Origin of the sequence: Myxococcus sp. SDU36, from assembly GCF_030168875.1 — a bacterium.
GTDB classification, from domain to species: domain Bacteria; phylum Myxococcota; class Myxococcia; order Myxococcales; family Myxococcaceae; genus Myxococcus; species Myxococcus vastator.
Window position 1 is genome coordinate 5,594,295 of the sequence record NZ_CP077414.1, and the last position, 23,337, is coordinate 5,617,631.

Annotated in this window: 19 protein-coding genes; 10 read left to right on the forward strand and 9 right to left on the reverse strand. The window is 70.7% G+C overall.

From position 1 onward, the window contains the following. Positions 1-200: 200 nt before the first annotated feature. From KGD87_RS22400 to KGD87_RS22440, 9 genes are all read left to right on the forward strand, one after another. The gene (locus KGD87_RS22400; protein WP_284662435.1) at positions 201-893 is read left to right on the forward strand and encodes an RNA polymerase sigma factor; all 693 of its coding nucleotides are present in this window, start codon (positions 201-203) and stop codon (positions 891-893) included. Continuing rightward, positions 890-1,648, forward strand: a complete 759-nt coding sequence (locus KGD87_RS22405; protein ID WP_284662436.1) for a hypothetical protein — start codon at positions 890-892, stop codon at positions 1,646-1,648. Before KGD87_RS22400 ends, KGD87_RS22405 begins: the two co-directional genes overlap by 4 nt. Beyond that, positions 1,645-3,378: a caspase family protein gene (locus KGD87_RS22410; protein WP_284662438.1), complete on the forward strand. Its 1,734-nt coding sequence runs from the start codon at positions 1,645-1,647 to the stop codon at positions 3,376-3,378. The genes KGD87_RS22405 and KGD87_RS22410 overlap by 4 nt, the downstream gene beginning before the upstream one ends. Before the next feature lie 11 nt (positions 3,379-3,389). After that, complete coding sequence (locus KGD87_RS22415; protein WP_284662439.1) at positions 3,390-5,252, forward strand: DUF7151 family protein; 1,863 nt, start codon at positions 3,390-3,392, stop codon at positions 5,250-5,252. Positions 5,253-5,298: 46 nt separating this feature from the next. Further along, positions 5,299-6,714 carry a DUF7151 family protein gene (locus KGD87_RS22420; RefSeq protein ID WP_284662441.1) on the forward strand — a complete coding sequence of 472 codons (1,416 nt, stop codon included), beginning with the start codon at positions 5,299-5,301 and terminating at the stop codon, positions 6,712-6,714. A gap of 37 nt (positions 6,715-6,751) precedes the next feature. Further along, positions 6,752-8,623, forward strand: coding sequence for a DUF7151 family protein (locus tag KGD87_RS22425; protein ID WP_284662442.1), 1,872 nt, complete (start codon positions 6,752-6,754; stop codon positions 8,621-8,623). 84 nt (positions 8,624-8,707) lie between these two features. After that, positions 8,708-10,450: a DUF6311 domain-containing protein gene (locus KGD87_RS22430; RefSeq protein WP_284662444.1), complete on the forward strand. Its 1,743-nt coding sequence runs from the start codon at positions 8,708-8,710 to the stop codon at positions 10,448-10,450. Between the two features lie 58 nt (positions 10,451-10,508). After that, positions 10,509-11,897, forward strand: a complete 1,389-nt coding sequence (locus KGD87_RS22435) for an ATP-binding protein (protein ID WP_284662446.1) — start codon at positions 10,509-10,511, stop codon at positions 11,895-11,897. Positions 11,898-12,008: 111 nt separating this feature from the next. After that, positions 12,009-12,797: a VOC family protein gene (locus KGD87_RS22440; protein ID WP_284662447.1), complete on the forward strand. Its 789-nt coding sequence runs from the start codon at positions 12,009-12,011 to the stop codon at positions 12,795-12,797. 18 nt (positions 12,798-12,815) lie between these two features. Here the strand turns inward: KGD87_RS22440 and larC are convergent, their stop codons facing one another. The 9 genes from larC to thiL all read right to left on the reverse strand — a co-directional run bounded on the left by larC (position 12,816) and on the right by thiL (position 21,668). Further along, positions 12,816-13,988: a nickel pincer cofactor biosynthesis protein LarC gene (gene larC / locus KGD87_RS22445; RefSeq protein WP_284662448.1), complete on the reverse strand. Its 1,173-nt coding sequence runs from the start codon at positions 13,986-13,988 to the stop codon at positions 12,816-12,818. Positions 13,989-13,993: 5 nt separating this feature from the next. After that, positions 13,994-14,746 carry a nickel pincer cofactor biosynthesis protein LarB gene (larB, locus tag KGD87_RS22450; protein ID WP_163784295.1) on the reverse strand — a complete coding sequence of 251 codons (753 nt, stop codon included), beginning with the start codon at positions 14,744-14,746 and terminating at the stop codon, positions 13,994-13,996. A 25-nt stretch (positions 14,747-14,771) separates the two neighbouring features. Beyond that, positions 14,772-15,374 (reverse strand): chemotaxis protein CheC, encoded by a 603-nt coding sequence (locus tag KGD87_RS22455; RefSeq protein ID WP_284662450.1) that lies wholly within the window; start codon positions 15,372-15,374, stop codon positions 14,772-14,774. After that, positions 15,371-17,701 carry a chemotaxis protein CheA gene (locus tag KGD87_RS22460; RefSeq protein WP_284662451.1) on the reverse strand — a complete coding sequence of 777 codons (2,331 nt, stop codon included), beginning with the start codon at positions 17,699-17,701 and terminating at the stop codon, positions 15,371-15,373. The genes KGD87_RS22455 and KGD87_RS22460 overlap by 4 nt, the downstream gene beginning before the upstream one ends. A 53-nt stretch (positions 17,702-17,754) precedes the next feature. Continuing rightward, positions 17,755-18,123: a response regulator gene (locus KGD87_RS22465; protein WP_011556618.1), complete on the reverse strand. Its 369-nt coding sequence runs from the start codon at positions 18,121-18,123 to the stop codon at positions 17,755-17,757. A gap of 70 nt (positions 18,124-18,193) precedes the next feature. Then, positions 18,194-18,616: a chemotaxis protein CheW gene (locus KGD87_RS22470; protein WP_011556619.1), complete on the reverse strand. Its 423-nt coding sequence runs from the start codon at positions 18,614-18,616 to the stop codon at positions 18,194-18,196. 27 nt (positions 18,617-18,643) lie between these two features. Continuing rightward, complete coding sequence (locus KGD87_RS22475) at positions 18,644-19,282, reverse strand: MmcQ/YjbR family DNA-binding protein (RefSeq protein WP_284662458.1); 639 nt, start codon at positions 19,280-19,282, stop codon at positions 18,644-18,646. Beyond that, positions 19,279-20,664, reverse strand: coding sequence for a methyl-accepting chemotaxis protein (locus KGD87_RS22480; protein WP_163784280.1), 1,386 nt, complete (start codon positions 20,662-20,664; stop codon positions 19,279-19,281). The genes KGD87_RS22475 and KGD87_RS22480 overlap by 4 nt, the downstream gene beginning before the upstream one ends. A 56-nt stretch (positions 20,665-20,720) precedes the next feature. Beyond that, on the reverse strand, positions 20,721-21,668 hold the full coding sequence (thiL, locus tag KGD87_RS22485; protein WP_284662459.1) for a thiamine-phosphate kinase: 948 nt from the start codon (positions 21,666-21,668) through the stop codon (positions 20,721-20,723). A gap of 128 nt (positions 21,669-21,796) precedes the next feature. Between thiL and KGD87_RS22490 the strand changes: the two genes are divergently transcribed. Next, a complete protein-coding gene (locus KGD87_RS22490) occupies positions 21,797-23,326 on the forward strand; it encodes a hypothetical protein (RefSeq protein ID WP_284662460.1) in 1,530 nt (509 codons plus the stop codon). Positions 23,327-23,337: the final 11 nt, after the last annotated feature.

Genomic DNA, 23,337 nt, shown 5'->3' on the forward strand with positions numbered 1-23,337 from the left:
CCAAACCTGGGTAACCCTGCACCCCACATGGCCCCTCCCCACCCCGGGCGCGAATCGCCAAACGGGCACACAATGAAAACGCGCCCCATGCGTTATAGGCGCGACCCATTTTGCGACCCCGCTCCGTATCCCATTTTGAAGGGATGACGGACGGCCGGGCATTGGGCTCGAGCCGGCTCGCGATGAGGGACGGAGCTACCGTGCTGCCTGGAACCGACCGGTCCGTCTTGGAGTCCTTCCGCCGGGGGGAGACGTCCGTCCTCACGCAGGTGTACCGGACCTATTCGCCGGAGGTGCTCCGCTACCTCTCGCGAAAGTTCGCGGTGGGCACGGACGGGGGGACGCGGACCGCCGCGTTGTCCGCGTTGGATTTGGACGCCGCCCATCAAGAGACGTTCGTCCGGGCCTTCCGGCCCAACATGCGGCAGGCCTATGACGGGGTTCGCCCCTACCTGGGCTTCCTCCTCACGGTGGCGCGCTCGACGGCCATCGACCTCATGCGCGCGTCGGGACGCGTGTCCCGCGAGGCCGTCTCCATGGACGACTCGCCCGAGCTGACGCACCTGCCCACCGAGAGCCGGACGCCGGAAGAAGAGGCCCTCAGCACGGAGGTGCGCGACCTGGTCCGCGCCTTCCTCGACACCCTCACGGACGAAGGCCGCGCCCTGGCGCAGCTGCGCTTCGTGGAAGGACTTTCGCAGGAGTCCGCCGCCCAGCAGCTCCAGCTCTCCCGAGGCGAAGTCCGGGTGCGCGAGCGGCGGATGCGGACGCAGTTCACCGAGCATTTGAAGGACTCGGGCTGGCTGGACGCATCGGCCGAGCCCGGGCGGATGGAGCTGGGAGTCCTCCTGGCCTCGCTCGCCCTGTGCGCAATAGGGAGCATGCCCTCATGAGGTGGTACGAGAGACATATCGACGCCAGCCTGACCCGGTGGTCGCTGGGAGACCTGTCCTCCCACCAGTCCGCGCGCCTGCTGCGCCACGCCCACGCCTGCCAGCGCTGCGGCTCCCGCTACGAGCGCTGGGCCCAGGCCCACCGCGCCCTGGAGGGAAATGACCTCCACGCCCCCTCCTCCGTGGAGCTCCAATCCCTGTCACTCGGAGGCCTGGAGGCCGCCCTCGCCGCCGCCGCGCCAGAGCAGACTTCGTCCCGGTGGCCCTCCCTGGCCCTGCTCGGCGGCGCGCTGGCCGCGGTCTTCCTCGCGGTGGTGCTCGTCCCCACCGCCACGACGACGCCCGGCGAGTTCGTTGCCCGCGGCGAAGGCACCGCGCCCCCCGGCGTCGCCCTGCGAATCTTCTGCGCCACCCCGGGCCAGGCCCTGCGCGAGCTGCACGCCGGAGACGCCTGCCGCGCCGGCGCCATGCTGGCCTTCGCCGCCGGTGGCCACGCGCCCTTCACCCACGTCGCCGTCCAGGTCCGCGGCGCCAGGAAAGCGGAGGTGACGGCCGGTCCCTTCGCCCTGTCCGGAGGACTGGGCAAGGAAGCCCCCCTCGAGCTGACCGTGCCCATGCCGGCGACGGCGGGCACCGTCGAAGTCGTCGCCGTCTTCGCAGGCAGCCCGGCCGAGTCCCTGGCGACCCTGCGCGGTGAACAGACAGAGGGCACGGTGGTGCTCAAGCAGTCAGTGAGGGTAGAGGAAGCTCCATGAAAAAGCTGGGAGTGCTCCTCGGCGCCGCGGCACTGCTGCTGGCCCGTGGTGCCTCGGCCGAAGCCGTGGTCCGCCGCGCCCTGGTCATTGCCCATAACGGGAGCGACGACCCGTCGCTCCCGTCGCTGCGTTTCGCGGACGATGACGGCGTGCTGTGGGCGGAGACGCTTCAACGCCTGGGCGTGGAGACGACGCTGCTGGTGGACCCGGACGAGGCGACCCGCGCCACGGCCCGGCCGGTGCTCGCGGGCGCCCGGCCTCCAACGCCAGACGAGGTGAAGCGCGAGGTGGCCCGCCTGCGCGCGGCCAACCTGGTGGACCATGAATTGGGACGCCAGACAGACGTGCTGCTCGTCTACGTGGGCCACGGCAACACGGACGAAGCCGGACGCGCGTACTTCACCCTCGCGGGCGGACGTCTGGACAAAGCAAGCCTCTACGCGGATGTGGTGGACCCGCTTGGCGCCAACTACGTCCACCTCATCGTGGACGCGTGCCGCGCGTCTGGCGTCGTGGGCAGCCGCGGCGGGCAGACGGACGCGGCGGTGCTCGCGGAGCTGCGCGGCATGCTGGCCCGTGAGCAGCTCGCCACCCGCCCCACGGTGGGCGCCGTGTTCGCCGAGAGCGAGGACGGCGAGACACACGAGTGGTCCCGCATCCGCGCGGGTGTCTTCAGCCACGTGGCCCGCTCCGGCCTCATGGGGGCGGCGGACATCAACGGCGACGGCAAGGTGGAGTACAGCGAGCTGGGCGCCTTCGTCACCGCGTCGCTCCAGGGCGTGAAGGGCCTCCCCGCGCGCCTGTCGCTCCACGCCTTCGCCCCCACCCGCGAGCCCCGGCGTCCGCTGGTGGGCCCCGCGCCAAAAGGTCCCAGCCTCCCGCTGCCCGCCGGGCTCGAGCACTCGCGCATCTCCGTCGAGGACTCGGACGGACGGCGGCTGGCCGACGTGCGCCGCTCCCAGGAACAGTACGTGCTGCTGCGCCTGCCCGAGCGCGACGTGTATTGGATTCGCACGCCCACGCAGGAGGCCCGCATCACCCTGGCCGAGCTGTCCACCCACGGCATCATCGACCTGGGCGACCGGGAGCTCCAGGAGCGCGGCCCCGCCGAGGAGGCCCTGCGCAAGGGCTTGTTCGCGGTGCCGCTCGACAAGGACTTCTACGAGCACTACGTGGCGCGCTCCGGGCTCGCGCCCGTGGGCGTGGCCCAGGCGTTTCCCCCCGGCGCGGGCGGCGCCTTCCCACGGTTCATGGCGCGGCGGCCCGCCACCACCACGGGCTGGGAGTTGGGCTGGACGGGGCAGCAGGCACCGCTCGGCTTGAGCACGCTGGCCACCGGCCCCACGGTGACGTGGCGGCGAGAGGCACCCCTGCCGTCGCTCTACTACGGCGCGCGCGCCGCCTATGGCCTGACGCCCCTGGCCACCGACGGCATCCGCACCCACCGGGGCGCGCTGCTGGGGCTCCTCGGCGCGCGGGCCCCGGAGCGCCTTCGCATGCCGCTGTTCCTGGAGGCGGGCGCGGGCTGGGGCTTCCTGGGAATCTCGCGCGGAGCGGTGCGCATGGGCGACCCCACCGTGCTCTCCACGTACACCGCCGCGGGGGTGACGGGGGCGCTGGCGGGGGTGCGGCTGCGACTGGCGGCCACGCTCACCTATGACCGCGTCACGTTGGACCAGCGAAATTACTGGGACCGCGCCTTCGGCTTCGAGCTGGCGCTGCGACGCTGAGGGACCTGCTCATGAAACGCATGTGGATGGCGATGCTCGTGCTCGTCACGGGGTGTGACGGCATCGAGTTGGACCGGCTCGTCCGGCAGCACCCGCCGCTCACGCGGCTTGAACCCGAGCCCGTGGGCGCCAACTGCGCCCATGGTGGCCATTTCGTCCGCACGGGGCTGGACCGCGATGACAACGGCGTGCTCGACGACGACGAGGTGACGCGCACCGAGTACGCGTGTGTCACCTCCATCCCAGGCGTGCTGGTGCGCGTGCAGGACGAGCCCCCCGGGGAGAACTGCACCCAGGGCGGCAAGGTGTACCGCGCGGGCCAGGACACGAATGGCAACGCCGAGCTGGAGGACAGCGAGGTCAGCCGCCAGGTCTACGGCTGCGCCAGCTCGGAGGCCGTGGTCACCCGCGTGCGGGCTCGGGAGCCGTTCGTCTACCCCTGCGGGGAGAGCGGCGCCGTGGTGGAGGCAGGGCAGGACCCGAATGGCAACGGCGTGCTGGATGACTCGGAGGTCCGCGCGACGTCCACCCTCTGCGTGCTCCCCTCCGAGGTCCGGCTGCGCCAGTCCCCTGCTCCCGCGGGCGATGCGTGCCCCACGCCCAGCACGCGGGTGGACGTGGGCACCGACGCGGACGCGGACGGCCTGTTCGAGGACGAAGAGGTGATGTCCTCCCTGTTCGTGTGCCAGCCCCTGCACACGCTGGACGGCGACTACTTCGTGCGCAACGCGGTGGACCTCGTGGCGCTGGAGGGTATCTCCCGCGTCCGCGGAAACCTCTCCTTCGACGCCGGGTCCGCCACGGCGGCCGTCCTCCCCGACCTGATGCAGGTCGAAGGCGCGCTGGAAATATTCGACACGTCGCTCGAGCGATTGGAGCTGCCCTCGCTGCGCCTCGTGGGTGGCCCGCTCACCGTCGCCAGAAACCCCGCGTTGACCACGCTCATTCTGGGCAGCGGCAGCCGCGCCCCGCTCTGGGTCTGGGGAGAGTTCAGCCTGGTGTCCAATCCGTTGCTCCCCACGCTCGTGGGGGTGAGCGCGGTCCTTCCCAGCAGCAGCATCCTCCTGCGAGACAACGCTGCCCTCGAAGAGGGTTCCTTCACGTTCGTCTCCAGGCACCTCGGCTCCATCACCCTGGAAGGCAACGCGAAGCTCTCCACCCTTCCCTTCCGGAACCTCGAGTGGGTGGGCGGCTCCCTGAACATCATCGGGAGTTCCTCCTTGAGCAACCTGAGCGGAACGGTGTTGCAGCAGGTCGTGGGAGACCTGGTCATCGGGGACAATCCAATCCTGACCTCGTTGTCTGGCATGCCAGCGCTGACGTCCATTGGCGGTGGCCTCCGCGTGCGGGACAACGCCAACCTGCGCTCGGTCGAAGGCCTGAATGAGCTCACCCAGGTGGGGACGCTCGAGTTCGAGCGCAACCCCACGCTGGAAGCCGCGGGGGCGTTCCCCAAGCTGGCGCGTGTCACCTCCGGGATGCGGTTCAATGACAACGCCGTGTTGAAGGACTTGTGGGGACTCGAGCGGGTGCAGAACAGCGGGTTCCTGTTCATCGGCAACAACCCACAGCTCTTCCGGCTGATGGGCTTCGACCGGCTGCTCTCGCTGAAGGTGCTGACGTTGGAGAACAACGCGAGCCTCACGGACTTGTCGGACCTCGTCCTGCTCCAATCGGTGGAGGAGCTGTATGTGCTCTCCCATGAGAACCTGCTGCGCCTGGACCTGAATGCCCTGGAGAGCGTCACCCACATCTTCACCGTCACGGAGAACCCCCGGCTCCCCAACTGCCTGGCCGTGTCGCTCGCCGCGCGGGTCAACATGGGCGGCGCGCCGGAGATTCGCGGCAACGACAGCTCGGCCTCCTGCGACTGAAGGCCTCCCGGCGGCACCTCCCGTCACGAGGAAGAGAGGAGCACCCATGCGATGGACCTGGATGGCGGTGGTGCTGCTGGCGGCGGGCTGTGACGGCATCGACCTGCGCAAGCTCGTCACCCAGCACGAGGCACGCGCGCGGGTGGACCCGGAGTCGGCTGGCGACCACTGCCCGCTCGGCGGGAGGGCCTTTCTGGCGGGCCTGGACCTGAACGACAACGGCGTGCTCGACGACGGCGAAGTGACGAGCACCGAGTACGTCTGCACCACGCCCACGCCCGGGGTGCTGGTGCACCTGCAGGACGTGCCCCCCGGCGAGCAGTGCCCCCACGGCGGACTCGTGTCGCGGGCGGGCCAGGACGTCAATGGCAACGCCCTCCTGGAGGACAGCGAAATCACCCGGGAGGTGTACGGCTGCGCCGAACCCGCTTCCAGCCAGGTGATTCACCGCACCCGGCATCAGCCTCCGGGGGGCCACGTCCCTCCGTGGCTATGCAGTTGGGGCCGCACCTGGGTGGAGGCCGGCCCTGACGCGGACGGGGATGGGCTGCTGGACGACGACGAGGTCCGCGCCATGGAGAGCGTCTGCGTCGAGCCGGCCCGGCTCATGGTCACACAGGCTCCCGAGTCCGCCGGCACGACCTGTCCCCAGGGAGGCGCTCGCGTCCAGGCTGGCGTGGATGAGAATGGCGATGGCGTGCTCGGAGGCCCTGAGCTTCACATGACGGCCTTCGTCTGTGAGGCCCTGCACACGTTCTACGGCGACTACACCGTGCGGACCCCCGCGGACCTCGCGGCGCTCCAGCGCATCTCCCGCATCCAGGGCTCGCTCGTGCTCAGTGACACGTCCCTCACCGAGCTGCGCCTGCCAGGGCTCGCGGTGGTGGACCGCTCGGTGCGCCTCTTGAACAACCAACTGCTGACCCAGGCGGAGCTGACAGGCCTGCGCTTCGTGGGCGACGACTTCGAGGTGTTTTCCAACCCCGCGCTGAGCACGCTGCACGCCGGCGGCGCCGACCACCAACGGTTGTTCGTGGGACGGGGGCTCGTCGTGAACAACAACGACCAGCTCCGCAGCCTGAGCGGCCTGCTGAGCGTGTCCCCCCGGGTGAACCTGGTGTTGATGGACAATGATGCCCTGGAGTTCATACCCGGAGAGGAGTCACCGCTCCTCGGCGTCGACAACCTCATGGGCTCGCTCACCGTCGCTGGAAACGACGCGCTGCAGGCGCTCCCGCTCTCCAATCTCTTCCATGTCCAGTCACTTCGAGTGACGGACAACGCGAGCCTCGTCCAGCTCGGCCTGACCGCGTTGCACCAGGTCGGCCAGGCCTTCGAGGTCACGGGCAACCCCGAACTCCCGTCATGCCTCGCGACGTCCCTCGCGGCCTCCGTGTACACGGGCGACGCCGGGCAACTCCACATCAGCGGCAATGACGACACCGCCACCTGCGGTGAGTGACGCGCCGAAAGGTTCATGAGCGATGCGATGGATGTGGATGTGGACGCTAATCCTGGCCGCGGGGTGTGACGGCATCGACCTGCGTCGGCTCGTCGAGCAGCACGAGGCGCGCACCCGCGTGGCCAACGAGCCCTCGGGCCCGAACTGCGAGCACGGCGGGAAGGCCGTGCGCTCGGGGCTGGACCTGGACGACGACGGCATGCTCGACGACGACGAGGTGACGGGCACCGAGTACATCTGCGCCACGCTCTCGCCGGGCGTCCTGGTGCGCACCCGGCAGCTTCCTCCCGGCGAGCCCTGTGCGCTGGGCGGGCAGCTCACCCTGGCGGGCACGGACCTGGATGAGGACGGCCTCCTCTCGGATGACGAGGTGACGCGCGAGGTCCACGGCTGCATGGAGCCGGCGCCCGTCGTCGCCCGCGTCCGCCCCCTGATGACCCACCCCTTCGTCTGCCGGTACGACAACGCGCTCATGGAGGCCGGCGTGGACCTCAATGGGAACGGCGTGCTCGATGAGGACGAGCTCCGGGCGGCGGCCCGCTTCTGCGCAGACCCCGTGGTGACGCTGCTGCGCCAGCGGCCAGAGCCCGCGGGCCCGAACTGCACCACCGGCGGCACCTGGGTGGAGGCCGGCGTGGACGACAACCGGAACACGGTGCTCGACGACGCCGAAGTCCGCGCGGCTGCCTACGTGTGCCAGCTGTCGGCGACCCATGACGGGACGTATGCGGTGGAGGACGTGGCCGACCTGGAGGCGCTGAAGTCCCTCACCAGCATCCGCGGCGACCTCAACATCGAGCACACGGACGTCACGGCGGTGGTGCTGCCCGGCCTCGCCTCGGTGGAGGGCTCGCTGAACATCCACGGCAACCCGGGGCTGATGCAGGTGGACCTGTCGGGGCTTCGCTACGTCGGGGGGACATTGAGCATCAGGGGCGGCGTTCAGCTCAGCGAGCTGCGCATCGGACCGCAGACGCCGGAGGCGCTTCCGCCCGTTCGCGTCCACAGCCTGTCGCTCAACTCGCTCCCTGGCGTGTCGACCCTGAGCGGCCTGGCCGCCGTGGCGCCCCGCTTCGACCTCACCTTGTGGAACACCGGTGTGCTGTGGAGCCCTGGCATGTTCCCCCACGTCCAGGTGCTGGCGGGCACGCTCACCGTCCACCAGAACGCCGCGCTGGAGAAGCTGCCGCTGTCCCAACTGGCCCAGGTGGATGGGAGCTTCATGATTTCGGCCAACCCGATGCTCCAGTCCCTGGAGGGCCTGAGCCTGCTGACGCGGATTGGCGGCGTGCTCGAAATCTCCAGCAACAACGCCCTCACGCAGCTCTCCGGCCTGGAGCACCTGGCGGTCGTGAAAGACCGCGTCACCGTGGCGAACAACGCCCGGCTTCAGGAGGTCCGCTTCGATGCCCTCTCCGAAACCGGCGCGCTCGCCGTGGCGGGCAACGCGGTGCTGGAGCAGGTGGGCCCGATGCCGTCGCTGCGCCGGGTGCACGGGGACGTCGCCCTGGAGGAGAACCCCCGGCTGCTGCGCGCGACGGACCTGCCAGAGCTCCAGAGCATGGGAGGCTCCCTGCTCGTCACCCGCAACCCGCTGCTGACGGACCTGTCTGGCTTCCAGCAGGTGACGTGGCTGCACGGCCTGTATGTCACGGGCAACGGCGCGCTGGAGCACCTGGGGAGCCTGGGCTCGCTCCACAGCGTGGGCACCCTGGAGGTGCGGGAGAATCCGGCGATGACGGCGCTGAACCTGGACGCACTCGCGCGCGTGCGCGACGCGTTCATCGTCACGGACAACGCCCGGCTTCCGTCGTGCTGGGCCACGATGCTCGCGGACGACGTCTACACCGGGCCGGCGGAGGAGCGCCTCATCGGAAACAACGACAGCGTCACGCCTTGCCACCTCTAGGCTGGCCGGAAGCGCGCGGCCCGGGGCGGTGCTTGCCCGTGTGGGAAGCGCGGTCCTACAGTGCCGGCCTTCACCAAGGCCGCCATGACGACCCCGAGTCCACCGGCGTCGAGGGAGTCCGCTTCACCGGCGCTCGCCCCGACTCCGCCCGCCCCCACCGCCGCGCCGTCTCCTTCACCCGCGAGCCGGTGGGCGCCCTGGGGCGCCGCGCTGGGCGGACTGGCGTGGTTCCTCTGGCTCGGCGGTGGAAAGGCGATTCCGCCCACGCGCCTCGACTGGCTGATGCGCGAGGACTGGGCCTGCGCCACCATGGGCTGGCTCTTCTATCGCAACGCGCCTTGGCGACTGCCCCTCACGAGCTCGCCCAACCAGCTCTACCCCCATGGGACCTCCGTCGCGCTCACGGACGGCAACCCCCTGTTGGCGGTGCTGTTCAAGCCCTTCGACGCGCTGCTGCCCGCTGACTTCCAGTACCACGGCCTCTGGCTGGCGCTGTGCTTCGCGCTGATGGGGTGGTTCGGCGCGAAGCTCGTGTCCGTCGCCTCCTCCCGGCCCACACACCAGGTCCTGGGGGGCCTGCTGCTGGCGCTCGCCCCTCCCATGGCGGCCCGCCTGGGCCACATCGCGCTGTGCGCGCACTGGATGCTGGTGGCCATGATGTGGCTCCACCTGCGCGACGCGCCGGATGCGCGCGCGGCGAAGCGGAGCCTCTGGTTGGCCGCGGCCTTGTGTGCCTTGGGCTCGGGCATCCACCCCTACCTCGTGGCCATGCTCGTCCCCCTCGCCATGGCCCTGGCCGTGAGGCTGGCCCTGGCCCGCGTCATCACCTGGGGACGCGCGCTGCTGGCCTCGGCGGGCATCGTCGTGCTGGACGTGCTCGTCTTCGCCCTCTTCGGCTACTTCCTCGGCAGCAACCTGGGCGCGGAGGGCTTCGGCCAGTTCTCCGCCGACCTGACCACGCTGTTCAATCCCACGGACTGGTCACGGCTGCTGCCCTCCCTGCCCGTGGCCCGGCGGCAAGGCGAAGGCTTCGGCTATGTGGGCGCGGGGGCGCTGCTGCTCGTGGGGCTCTCCGTCGTGGGCGCGGCGCTTCGCTTCCGCGCCGTGCGGGACGTGCCCTGGCGGCGGGGCCTGCCCTTCGCGGTGGCGGTGCTGCTGCTGGCCCTCTACGCGCTGTCCTCCCGGGTGACGTGGACGGGCCGGCTGGTGGTGGACCTGGGCGGGCTGTACGAGCCCTTCTCGCGGCTGACCTCCGCGTTCCGCGCGTCCGGGCGCTTCATCTGGCCGCTGTGCTACGCGGTGATGGGCGGCGCCGTCCTCCTGTGGCTGCGGCAGTGGCGCGAGCGCGCCTGGGTGGGGACGGCGGTGCTCGCGCTGGCCGTCGCGGTGCAGGCCTACGACGTGCGCCAGGACAAGAGCGAGCTGCGCCGGCGTCCAGACGGCTTCCGGCGGCTTCAAGCTCCGGAGTGGGCGGAGCTGAAGGGCCACTACCAGCACCTGGCCCTCTTCCCGCCGCAGGTGCAGTGGGTGTGCCCCTACAACGAACCGCTGGTCAACGCGGCGGGGTACCTGGCCTACCGGCTGGGCCTCACCTTCAACAGCGGCTACGTCACCCGGACCCCGCCGTCGATTGCGGAGGCGTGCAACGCCACCATGCGCCCTGGCGGCGTGGACGGGGACACAGTGTACGTCGTGGTGCGCCAGCAGGTGGGCGCCTTCCTCCGGGCGGGCGCCCGCTGCGGGATGCTGGAGGGGTTGCCGGTGTGCGTGGCCGGGCAGCGGAGCGACGCCTTTGCTCAGGCGTTGACGCGGCAACCGTTGCGATAGCGCGGGGCCCCGCCGAATCCAATGGACTCCCTGGCGGGGACAGGCAGCATCCCGGCGTATGGGAAGTGACGACATCGTCGCGGCGTTGCGCCAGGTTCCGCTGTTCGCCCGGCTCACCGGAGAGCAGCTCCGCTGGATGGCGGACCATGGCCGTCAACTCCACTTCCCCGCCGGCACGCGCATCGCCGAACAAGGCGCCTCCGCGGATGGCCTGTCCGTCATCCTGGAGGGCCGCACGCAGTGGAGCCGCCACACCAGCACGGAGAGCGCGCCCACCTTCACGCTGGAGGCCGGTAACCTCTTCGGCGAGCTCATCCTCTTCCTGAACGCGCCCTACCCCCACAGCGGCGACGCGGTGACGAACGTGCGCCTGTTCCGGATGGAGCCGGCCACCTTCTGGGAGCTGCTGCGGCTGGCGCCCGGACTCAGCCGGGGACTGATGGAGCTGGCCTCGCAGCGCACCGAGCAGCAGGCCCAGGATGTCCGTCCCCAGGTGGAGCTGCTCCCCGTGGGACGCATGGCGGCCGAGCTGGCCGCCGAGCTGGGCAGCCCCGCCGCCGCGGCTCGGAGAAGCGCGGCGCGGCTGGGCGAGCTGATGGCCACGGTATCCGCGCGCGCCATGGCCCTGGGTGAGCACGGCCTGTCCCTGGCCCAGCGCGGCGTCCTGCTGGCCCTGCCCCGGGAAGCGGCGGAGCGCGGGCGGAGCTCTCCGCCGCTGGAGCCCCTGGCCCGCGCGCAGCGCGAGGAAGCGCTGGGCTCCTGGCTGGAGGCGCGCGGCGTGGCGGACGCGTGGGAGGCGGCGCCCGCGCTGGTGGCCTCCGGGCTGGACGTCGCGTGGCTGGAGTCGGTGGCGACGCGCGTGGGCGGGGCGCTGCTGGGCGACGTGCTCGCGTGGCTGGTGGTGGCGGTGAGCTGCGACGTGCTCATGGCGGAGGTGGCCCGCGGAACGGCGCGCGTGTCCGCGCTGGTCGACGGCGTGAAGGCCTATGCCTTCATGGACCCGGTGCCGCGTGAGGACGTGGATGTCCACGAAGGACTGGAGCACGCGCTGGCGGCGCTGGGCCACCGGCTGCGTGGAGAGCACCTCACGGTGGAGCGCGAGTACGACCCGAGCCTGCCCCGGCTGAAGGCGGAAGGCGTCGCGCTCGATGAGCTGTGGACGCAGCTGGTGCTCAACGCGCTGGAGGCCCTGGGCGAGCGCGGAGGCCGCGTGCGGCTGCGCACCTGGAAGGAGGGCGCGCACGTGCTCGTCGAGGTCTCCGACGACGGGCCGGGCATCCCCAAGGACCTGCAGCCGCGCATCTTCGAGCCCTTCTTCAGCACGAAGCCCCATGCGGCGGGCATCGGCCTGGATGTCTGCCGGCGCATCGTCGAGCGCCATGGCGGCGACCTGTGCGTGCGCGCCGAACAGGGCGGCACCCGCCTCCAGGTGCGCTTGCCGGTGTAGCCAGCACACGCTGGGTCGCGGTGGATGTCACGCCCCCCTGACGCGAATCGTGGCTAGGGTGCATGCGCCCGATGTTCATCGGGCCCACACCCCACGAATGAGGAACGCACGATGCCCGAGGTCAAGACACCGGAGATGGGAACGCCTGTCTGGATGGACCTGATGACGCCGGACCTGGAGAAGGCCCGCGCCTTCTATGGCCCGCTGCTGGGCTGGTCGTTCGTCGTTGGCACCCAGGACACGCACTTCTACACGATGTGCCAGGTGAACGGCCTCAACGCCGCTGGCATGGGCCAGCAGCCGCCTGACCTGGCCGCGCCCTCGGCGTGGACGCTCTACTTCGGCGTGGAGGACATCGACGCCACGGCCGCGCTCGTCCAGAAGCATGGCGGCCAGGTGGGCATGGGCCCCATGGACGTGTTCGACCAGGGACGGCTCGCCATCTGCACGGACCCCACCGGCGCGCACTTCGGGCTGTGGCAGCCCCTGGCGCACCGGGGCGCGCAGCTCGAACACGAGCCCGGCGCCATGACGTGGCGCGAGGTGAACACGCGCGACGCCGCCAAGGCCATCGCCTTCTACTCCGCCCTCTTCGGCTTCGAGGCGAAGAAGCTCGAGGGCATGGGCGACATGCAGTACTGGACCCTGCACAAGGGCAAGACGGCGGTGGGCGGCGTCCTGCAGATGGGCGAGAGCTGGCCCGCCGAGGTGCCCGCCCACTGGCTGTGCTACTTCGCGGTGGCGGATGCCGACGTGGCGGTGCGGCAGGTGACTGAGCTGGGCGGCAAGGTGCTCCAGCCTCCCGAGGACTCGCCCTACGGCCGCCTCGCCGTCGTCGCCGACCCCGCGGGCGCGACCTTCGTCGTCATCAAGCTGTCCGAAACGTCCCCGGAGATGTAGCCCGCGTGCCCGCGACGCTCAGGCCTTCGCGCCGAGCGCCGCCACCGCCGCGGCCATCACCTGCTTCACGGGGACGCCCGCGGCCTCCGCCACCTGGCGACAGTCCTCGAACTCCGGGTGGGCGTTGAGCACCGCGCCCTGGCGCAGCCCGCGCTTCACGCGGACCTGGCCCCACGGCGTCTCCACCTCCACCCAGTCCCGCTCCAGCGCCTGACGCTCCACGCGGTGGTAGCGCACGCCCAGCGTGGTGGACTCGCGCAGCACCACGTCCACGAGGGCCTCGCGCGTGCCGCCCTCCACCAGCGCGCTCAGCAGGTGCCCCGGCCGGCTCTTCTTCATCACCACCGGCGTCACCCACGCGTCCAGCGCGCCCACCGTGAGCAGCCGCTCCAGCAGGTGCCCCAGCAGCTGCGGCGTGGCGTCGTCCAGGTTGGCCTCCACCACCCAGAGCCCCTCGTTGCCGGCCTGCTCCAGCCGGCCCAGCGACGCGCGCAGCACGTTGGGCCGGTCCTTGAAGTCCTTCGTTCCGACGCCGTAGCCCACCTTCTCCACGATGAAGTCCGGCGGGTGGCCGATGTGCGCCAGCACCTTGAGCAGCGCCGCGCCCGTGGGCGTCGTCAATTCGCCCACGCCTTCGAAGCGCACGGGCACGTCCCGCAGCAACTCCAGCGTCGCGGGGACGGGAATGGGCATGGCGCCGTGGGCCACGCGGATGGTGCCGCTGCCCAGCGGCGGCGGCGCCGCGTGGACCTCCGGGTTGCCCAAGAGCTCCAGCACCACCGCCGCGCCGCAGATGTCGACGATGGAGTCCACCGCGCCCACTTCATGGAAGTGGATGTCGTCAATGGACACGCCGTGGACCTTCGCCTCCGCCTCGCCGATGGCGCGGAACACCGCCAGCGCCCGCTCCTTCGCGCGCGGGGGCAGCGTGTCCGCCTCTTCGATGAGGCGCCGGATGTCCGCGTAGGCGCGGTGCGGGTGGGCCTCGCGCGCCTCCAGCACGACGTCCAGGTGCGTGCCGCTGATGGCGTGGCGCACCGCGCGGCTCACCGCCAGCTTCCAGCCCGGGACGCGCAGGCCCGACAGCGCGCGCTCCAGGTCCGCGGGGGCAATGCCCAGGTCCAGGCCCGCCGCCAGGAACATGTCCCCGGCGATGCCGCCCACCGGCTCCAGGTAGAGGATGCGTCGCATGGTGCTCACCTGCGCCCCTTCGTGCGGGAGATGAGGGCGGCGTAGAAGCCACCGCCGAAGCCGTTGTCGATATTCACCGTGGCCACGTTGGAGGCGCACGAGTTCACCATGGCCAGCAGCGCGGACACGCCCTTGAAGTTGGCGCCGTAGCCCACCGACGTGGGCACCGCGACCACGGGGATGCCCACCAGTCCGCCCAGCGCGCTGGCCAGCGCGCCCTCCATGCCCGCCACCACCACGGCGGCATGGCACTCCTGGATTTCCTCGCGGCGCCGCAGCAGCCGGTGGATGCCCGCCACGCCCACGTCGTAGACGCGCCGCACCTCCGCGCCCATGGCCTCGGCCGTCATGGCCGCCTCCTCCGCCACGGGGATGTCGCTGGTGCCCGCCGTCACCACGGCCACGCGGCCCGCGCGCACCTTGCCCTGCTTGAGATGGAAGATGCGCGCCACCGGGTGGTACTGGCCCTTGGGGAAGCGCGCCACCAGCGCCTCCGCCTTGTCCGGCTGGAGCCGCGTCACCAGCACCGTCTGCTTGCGCTCCACCAGCGCCCCGACGATGCCCAGGAGCTGCTCCACCGTCTTGGGCTCCCCCAGCACCACCTCCGGGAAGCCGAAGCGCAGGTTGCGGTGCGTGTCGAGCGTCGCGTACCCCAGCTCCGCGAAGGGCAGGTCCTTCAACTTGCCCACCGCGTCGTCCACGGAGACGCGGCCGGACTTCACGCTGCCCAGGAGCTGCTTCAGCGCCTTTTCATCCATGGGCGCCCGTCTAGCTCGAAACGGGCTACACGCCCAGCCGCGCCAGCAGGTCACGGATGCTGTCCCGCGCCAGCACCAACAGCAGCTGCCCACCCACCGGCGGCGCCGCGGCCGCGAGGAAGCGGGCCTCCAGCACCACCACGCTGCTGGCGTCGCCCTCCACCTGCCCCACCGCGTCGGACACCACGTCCCGCGCGCGGCCTCGCCGCACCGTGGGCACCGTGGGCACCAGCCTCCAGCCCGTCAGCCGGCCCATGGCGGACAGGCAGGCGCTGGCGACGATGTTCGCCGTCTCCGCCACCACGCTGTCCCGCTCGGCCTGATGAATCGCCGCCTGTCCTTCCAGGAGCAGCGCCTCCAGCGCGGCGCCGTCGTCCTGGGGCAACACCAGCAGCAGGGCCCCCCGCAGCCCGCCCTGGATGCCGAGCCACCCGGCCACCACCGGCGCGGCTCCGCCCAGCAGCTCGGCGGCGTCCGACGGGCCCGTCAGCAGCACGCGGGGGATGGAGAGGTCCACCTTGCGGCCCCCCATCAACCGGGAGAGCGCATTGGCCGCGTGGCCGCAACCAATGTTGGCCACCTCGCGCAGTGCGTCGAGTTGCGCGTCGCTGGGCAGGGGCTGGCTCACGCGGACAGTAACCTCGGCACGTCCAGGATGAACACCGGACGCCCACTTCCCAGAATGGTGACGCCGGACAGGCCGGGCAGCAAGTCCAGGGGCCGCGACAGCGGCTTGAGCACCACCTCCTCCTGTCCCAACAGGCGGTCCACCTCCAGGGCCACCCGGCCGGAATCCCCGTCCATCACCACGAAAGGCCGGGTTCCCTGCCTCGGCGGGGCTGGAAGGCCCACCAGCGCATCCAACGCGTGGACCGGCAGCAGTGAATTGCCGTGAGGCAGCAGGGCCGTCTCGCGGCTGCGGCTGAGCGACTCCCCGTCCGCCTCCGTCGCCCCCACCACCTTGGCGATGGGCAGGCCGAAGACCTCCTCGCCCACCTGCACCAGCAGCAGGTGCACCACGGCGACTGTCAGTGGAAGGCGCAGCGTGAAGCGGGTGCCCCGGCCTCGCTCGCTGTCGATTTCGAGCGTGCCGCCGACGTTCTCCACCACGCGCTTCACCGCGTCCATGCCCACGCCGCGGCCGGAGATGTCGGTGATGTCCTTGGCGGTGGAGACGCCCGGAAGGCACGACAGCATGAAGGCCTCGCGGTCCGTCATGCGCGCCGCGGCCTCCGCCGAGAGCAGGCCCCGCGACACCGCGGCGTTCTTCAGCTTCGCGGGGTCCATGCCGCGGCCGTCGTCCTCCAGCTCGATGATGACGCGGTCCCTGGCGCGCTTCACCGCCACCAGCACCCGGCCCCGAGGGCCCTTCTTCGCGGCGGCGCGGTCCTCCGGCGTCTCCAGGCCGTGGTCGATGCAGTTGCGCAGCAGGTGGAGCAGCGGGTCCGACAGCTCCTCGAGGATGGCCCGGTCCAGCTCGATTTCCGCGCCGGTGATGACCAGGTCGACCTCGCGCTCCTTGCGGCGGGCGATGTCACGCGCCGCCCGGGGCAGCCGGTCGGTGATGAGGGACAGCGGCGTCATGCGCGCCGTCATCACCTTGTCGTGCAGGTCCTTCACCAGCGTGTGCAGCCGGTAGACGCCCTCTTCCAGCGCGGGGCGCGTGTTCTCCGGCAGCACCTTGCCCACCTCGCGCAGGCGGGCCGTGGCGAGCATCAGCTCACCCACCGTGTCGAGGAAGTAGTCGAGGAGCTCCGTGCGCACCCGCACCGTGCGCGACGCCGTGTCCGCGGGCGCGCGGGCGCCGTCGGGGACGGGCACCAGGGCGGGCTGCACCACGGGCGCGGCCACCGCGGGCTTCACCGAGAGGACCTCCACCTCGGCCACGTTCTTCAGCGCCGCGTGGATGCCCGCTTCGCCCGCCGGGGTCTCCAGCTCCAGTTGGATGTTGCCGTCTGGGATGCGGCCGGCCTTCAGCTCCTCCAGCGCGGGCCGGAGGTCCACCAGCGTGCCCAGGTTGGTGAGGCGCTTGTGGACGAGGAAGGCGCGCACGCCGGGCACCTGGCAGGTAGGCGCGATGCGCAGGCGCACCGCCCAACGTTGGGCCAGCGTTTCCGGAAGCGGCGCGCTGGCCGCGGCCTTCAGGGCGTTGGCCAGGTCGGGCGACGGTGCCGCGGCTCCGGCGGCGGCACCGGGCGCGTCCGAGGCCCGGCGCGCGGACAGCGGCAGCACCACGCCTCCGGGGGTTCCGTCCGGGGATGGGGGAGCGATGGAGGTGGTGGAGGCACCGGGGTCGCCCGGGCTGGAGGCCCCCGTCGAGCCGGGACTGGCACCGGTGGCTGTGGGGCCCGAGCCGCTTCCGGCTCCGCCGCTCGTGCCGCCAGCTCCGCCCGCGGGGCCCGAGCCATCCGAGCCAGTGCCCGAGCCTCCGCCGGAACCCGACCCGCCCGTGCCGCCCGAAGAGCCGGAGCCGTCCGAGCCCGAGCCATCCGAGCCCGAGCCGTCCGTGCCGCCGCCCTCCGGCTTCAGCGCCGTCACCTTCGCGACGCGCGTAGCGGCCGGGGCGTGGCCCGTCATGGTGGTGACGCGCTGGCTGAGCTGCGTCAGGAGCGCCGCGGAGTCATCCGGCGGCTTGCCCTCCGCCACCGCGCGCACCTGCGCGAGCATGGTGTCGGCGGCGGAGAGCAGCAGGTCCACCAGGTCGCGGTCCAGGCGGCCGCGGTCCTGACGGACGGCGTCCACGAGGTCCTCCACGCGGTGCGCCACGATGGCGATGGGCTCGAAGCCCATGGACGACGCCATGCCCTTGACCGAGTGGGCATGGCGGAACATCGAATCCACCGCGCTGGACGAGCTCTCGCGCTCGAGCTCCACGAGGTCACGCCCGAGCGCCTCCAGGTGGTCGGTCGCCTCGGAGATGAAGAGCCCGAGGTAGCGGGACATGTCCATCGTCATGGACCCGGCCTCGTGTCAGGAAGGGTGGACGGCCCGCGCCAGGGCGCAGCCGCTCACGTCTCGCCCAGGACCTTCTTCACCACGGCCAGCACGTCCTCGGCCCGGAACGGCTTGACGATGAAGTCCGAGGCGCCCGCCTCGATGGCCTCCATCACCAGGCTCTCCTGCCCGAGCGCGGAGCACATGATGACCACCGCGCTGCTGTCCGCCTTGATGATTTCCCGCGTGGCCTCGATGCCGCTCTTGAAGGGCATGACGATGTCCATCGTCGTGAGGTCGGGCTTGAGCTCCTTGTACTTCTCCACGGCCTCCAGGCCGTTGGCCGCCTCGCCGACGACCTCGAACCCCCCAGACGCAAAGATGTCCTTGATCATGTTGCGCATGAAGATGGCATCGTCGACGACCAGGACCCGCTTAGCCATGTGAAGAACTCCGCCTCCGAATCACCTAGAGGAGCGCGGACACTAGCATCCGCGCTTTCCAGGGGGCTACTCACTTGGAATGGGTGAACAAGGCAACCACCGCGGCATCCAACCCTTCTGGGTCCAGGACAGTCACTCCCAGGCCACCCAGCCTGGCGACGCCCCGGATGGCAGGCGTCATTTTTCCTGGCGCCGTGCTCACCCGCTCCACCGCTTCGATGCCGTCTACGTCCGTTACCAACAGTCCCAAATCTCTCCGCCCACGGTCCAGTAGAACCACCCGTCCGGGCGGGGTAGGACCCTCGGGAAGACTCAGGAGCTGCCGCAGCTCTACCACTGTCACGACCCGGCCGCGCAGATTCATTACGCCTGTAATGGCCAGTGGCGCACGCGGCACACGGGTGAAGCGCTCGGGAGGCACGACGACCTCTCGCACCGCCGAGAGCGGCAGCCCGTAACGCTCCTTCTCCACCCGGAAGATGACGTGCCGCACAGGAGTAACGTTCTATCCGCTCTGGAATCAGCGGGACGAACCCGCCGCGCCCCGCTTCGCCGTGGACGTCTTCGCGCCGGCCCGCCCCTTGGGACCTTCGCGCGCCGAGGCCGGCTTCGCCACGGATTTCTTCCCGCCAACCGCCGGCTTCGCCGCCCCGCCCCTCCCTGCACCGGCCACCCGCTTCGCCGCCGCGGGCTTCTTCCGAGCCCCGGCGGAAGGCCGCTGGGCCTCCGGGGTGGCCGCCTTGCCGGGCTTCGCCTTCGGAGCCCGCGCCGCGCCCGGAGCCGTCAGCGCCTTGAGCACCTTCTGCGGCGCCACGGCGCGGAAGCTCTCGTGAATCCACTGGGACAAGAGCCCGATGGGGACCTCGCTGCCCGGCTTGAAGCGGGAGGACACCCAGCCGCTCTTGCCCAGGCCGTAGCCGGTGGGCTCGGTGAAGGGCAGCGTGAGCGCGGCCTCGTGGGACTCGGGGAGCTTGGTGGTGACCCCCAGCCCGTCGTTGTCCAGCGCGAGGATGACGAACATCTTCCCCTTCACCTTGGCCGTGCGGTGGCCCCAGGGGAACTCCTCGGTCGTCTCCGGGAGCGCGAGCATCACCCCGCGCAGCTGGTCCTCCGCGGCCTTGAGCCTCGCGTCGACGTTGTCCGAGGGCGGCTGGCTCATGAGCCCAGGCGGAAGCTGCGCACGACGCTCTGCAGCTCGACGGAGAGGTTGGTCAGCTCACTGGCCAGCGACGTCATCCGGGACACGGCGGCCGTCTGCTCCTGGATGACCGCCTGGATGGCCTCGGTGGAGGAGGCGTTGTTTCGCGCCACCAGCTTGATTTCCTCGATGGCCTTCACCATCTCCTCGCTGCCCTTGAGCTGCTCGCGGGCGCTCTCGGAGATGAGGTGCACCTTCTCGGAGCCCTTGCGGATGGTGTCGGTGATGGCGCCCATGGAGCGCACGATGTTGGTCAGGTCCTCGCGGCCCTCGGCCAGCTCCGCGATGCCTTCCTTCATGGCGCTCACGACGGAGGTGGACTGCCCGGAGATGTCGCGCGCCAGCTTGGAGATCTGCTCGGCGGAGCGGCCCGCGCTCTCAGCCAGCTTGCGCACCTCATCGGCCACCACCGCGAAGCCGCGGCCGTACTCACCCGCGCGCGCCGCTTCAATCGTCGCGTTGAGCGCCAGCAGGTTCGTCTGCTGCGCCACCTGCGTAATCGCGTCGACGATCTTGGAGATTTCCTGCGTCTTCTCGCCGAAGGCGAACACCTGCTGGCTGGCGGACTCGATGCGGTTGAAGACCTTCTTCACCTTCTCGCCGGCCAGCCGCGCCGCCTTGGAGCCGTCCTCGGCCGCGCTGCTCGTCTCCGCCGTCGTCCGCGCCGCGTCCTCGGCGCTGGCCGTGGTGCGCTGGATGCTGCCGGCCATCTCCGTGATGACCTTGGACGCCTTCGACACGAGCTGCGACTGCGACTCGGCGCCGCCGGCGATCTTCTCCATCGACGAGCCCACCTCCTCGGTGGAGCCGTTGACGTTCTCCGCCGAGCGCTGGAGGTCGATGGCGGTGTCGGCCACGCTCTTGGCCGTCTCCTGAATCTTTCCCACCAGCTCGCGCAGGTTCTCCTGCATGCGGGTGATGGCGCCCGTCAGCTCGTCGATTTCGTCGCGCGTGCTGCCGCCCTCGGCGGCCACCGGCTTGGACAGGTCGCCCTGCGAGATTTCGTACGCGGAGCGGCTGAGCACCTTCACGCGGGTGACGCGCGCCAGCCACGAAGGCAGCAGCGCGGCGGCGGCCCCGGTGATGATGACGGCGACGCCAATGCGCACCGCGTCCCTCCCCCCCACGCTGAGCTCCGGGAAGAGGAAGTCGATGAGGCGGTCCGACGCGTACATCCACGCCGTCAGCGCCAGCCCCATCAAGACGTAGCCGTTGAGAATCTTCCGGTGAAGGGACCGCTCGCGGGTCGCGCGAGGGCCGTCCACGGCGCGCAGCAATCGCTGCAGGGGCTCGCGGCGGGGAGTGTGTCCGGGGACTGTGTCGTCGCGGAGGGGACGGCGCACGGGTTGCTTTCGGGGGATGAGAAGCGTCTCGGGTTTAGCCTTGCTGCTCCGCAGGGTCAATCCATCGCCCGAGGTCGGAAGTGGTCGAACCCCTCTGGCGGTGGGAGAACGCGGCCTGTCCTGTCCCGGCTCACCCACCCGCGCCCCTCTGTGAAGTGGCCGATGCGGGTGATGGCGTGTCCCCCTGTAGCGCACGCGCGCTCGAATGCCCGGCTGCGCCCCGGGGGAACGGCCAGCAGCAGCTCGTAGTCCTCGCCCCCCGCCAGCGCCCCTTCGGGCCCCAGCGCCTTGCGCACCGCGGCCGACAGCGGCAGCCGCTCCAGCTCCAGCTCCGCGCGCACGCCCGAGGCGGTGCAGAGATGACCCAGGTCCTGTGCAAGTCCGTCGGAAACATCCAGCGCGGCGGATGCATGACGCGCGGCGAGCAGCCCCAGCGCCACGCGCGGCTCGGGGCGGCGCTGACGGCGCACCGCCGGGCCCCGGCGCAGCCCCGCACGCAGCTGGGAGAGGCCCAGGCGCGCGTCGCCCAGCGTGCCGGAGATATAGAGGAGGTCCCCGGGGCGGGCCCCCGCCCGGGTGAGGGGCGCGCGTGACAGCTCGCCCGCGGCGGTGATGGTGACGGACAGCTCGCGCGCGGAGGTGAAGTTGCCACCCACCAGCGCAATCCGGTGCGCGGTGGCCAGCGCGGCCATGCCTCGCGCCAGGCCCGTGAGTTCCCGCGGGGGATAGTCCTTCGGCAGCGCGAGCGCGCAGACGAACCAGCGCGGCGTGGCCCCCATGGACGCCAGGTCCGACAGGTTCACCGCCAGCGCCTTGTGGCCGATGTCCGCGGGGGAGAACGCGGCGCGCGTGAAGTGCACGTCCTCCACCACCGCGTCCGTGGTGACGCACTGCGCGCCCCGGGAGGGGGGCAGCACCGCGCAGTCATCCCCGGGCCCCACGGGCACGCGCGCGGCGGGGAAGCGCGCGAGGAACCGACGAATGAAATCGAACTCACCAGCCATGGACCTGGAGGAAAGACCAGACGGCGTGTCAGGGCAACGACACTTTTCGGCACCTTGGGCAGACGCACCATTTTCGCACCATTCCAAGACAACGTAAGGATTGGGTCTTCCATCTCCTGGGGGAGTTCATGCCAAAGATTGGCGAGCGGCTGCCTTTCGTTTCCACGCCCAAAACCCAGACGCGCCCCGCGGGCACGAAGGACGTCGGCACCCAGCAATGGGTGGACCTGCTCGGCTCCGTCCTTCCAACGCAGAGCGTGACGAAGGCGGCCCCCGCGAGCACCTTCGCCGCCCAGGCCCCGGGGACGACGGGTACCCCGCAGCCCCCTTTCGGCAAGGAGATTCTCCCCTCCGCCCTGGGCCCGCTCAAGGATGAGCGCCTGGCGGCCTGCGTCGCCGACGCCTACCGGAATGTCTTCGAGGGCGACCGCTGGCCGAGCGGTCCCGAGCGCTCCAAGTGGTTGGACTTCGCACGGGAGCTCCGCAACAAGAACCCGAAAATCACCGCCGATGAGGTCCGCTACGCCATCCAGGACAAGCTGCGCCTGGAGCGGGACGGGCTGGACGCCCATTCGCCGGCGAACACCAACAGGTTCATCTCCGAGGCCATCGCGTGGGTCACCCAGTGCTACGACGAGAAGGCGCCCCCTCCCACGGAGGCGGACCTGCGGCACTGGCGCGACTTCGCCGCCGACCTGATGCGCAAGAATCCGGAGACGACCCCGGAGGAGCTCAAGTACGCCATCATCGACGCCGTCCGGGCGAAGGTCCTGGGGACGGACGCGGTGACCCCGGAGAACATCGACAAGTTCATCAAGGACGCCGTCAAGTGGGTCACCCAATGCTACGAGGGCAAGGAGCGCGAGGCCACGCCCGCGGAGCTGAAGGAGTGGCGCGCCTTCGCCCAGGAGCAGGTGAAGAAGAACCCAGACATCACGCCCGAGAACCTCAAGTACGCCATCACCGACGCCATGCGCGCGAAGATGACGGGGACCGGTGAGGCGACTCCGAAGAACATCGACAAGTTCATCGAGGACGGCGTCAAGTGGGTCACCCAGTGCTACGAGGGCAAGGAGCGCAAACCCACCGCCGAGGAGCTGGCGCACTGGCGCGACTTCGCCCGGAAGCACCAGAAGGCGAACCCGGACCTCACGCCCGAGGAGCTCAAGTTCGCCATCCAGGACGCCATCCGCGTGAAGGCGACGGGCATGGACAGCACGGGCAGCGCCAACATCGACAAGTTCATCCAGGACGCCGTCAAGTGGGTGTCCTTCTGCTACGAGGGGAAGGAGCGCGACGCCACGCCCGAGGAGATGCGGCGCTGGCGCGCCTTCGCCAACGAGAAGAAGAAGGAGAACAAGGACATCTCTCCGGAGGAGCTCAAGTACGCCATCCAGGACGCGATGCGCAGCGAGCAGATGGGGACCAACGCTCCCGCCAAGCAGAGCATCGAAGACCACATCAGGGCGGCCTACGGGTGGCTCATCTACATCAACTATGCCGGGCCCTCTCAGCCGTCGAGCGAGCCGACGCCCAACGAGCTGAACGAATGGAAGAAGTTCGCCGAAAAGAAGTTGAAGGAGACGCCTGAGATGACGAGCGAGGAGCTCCGACACTACATCCTGGACAGCCTCCGCACCGCCATGGCCAACAGTTGACGGCGACGGCC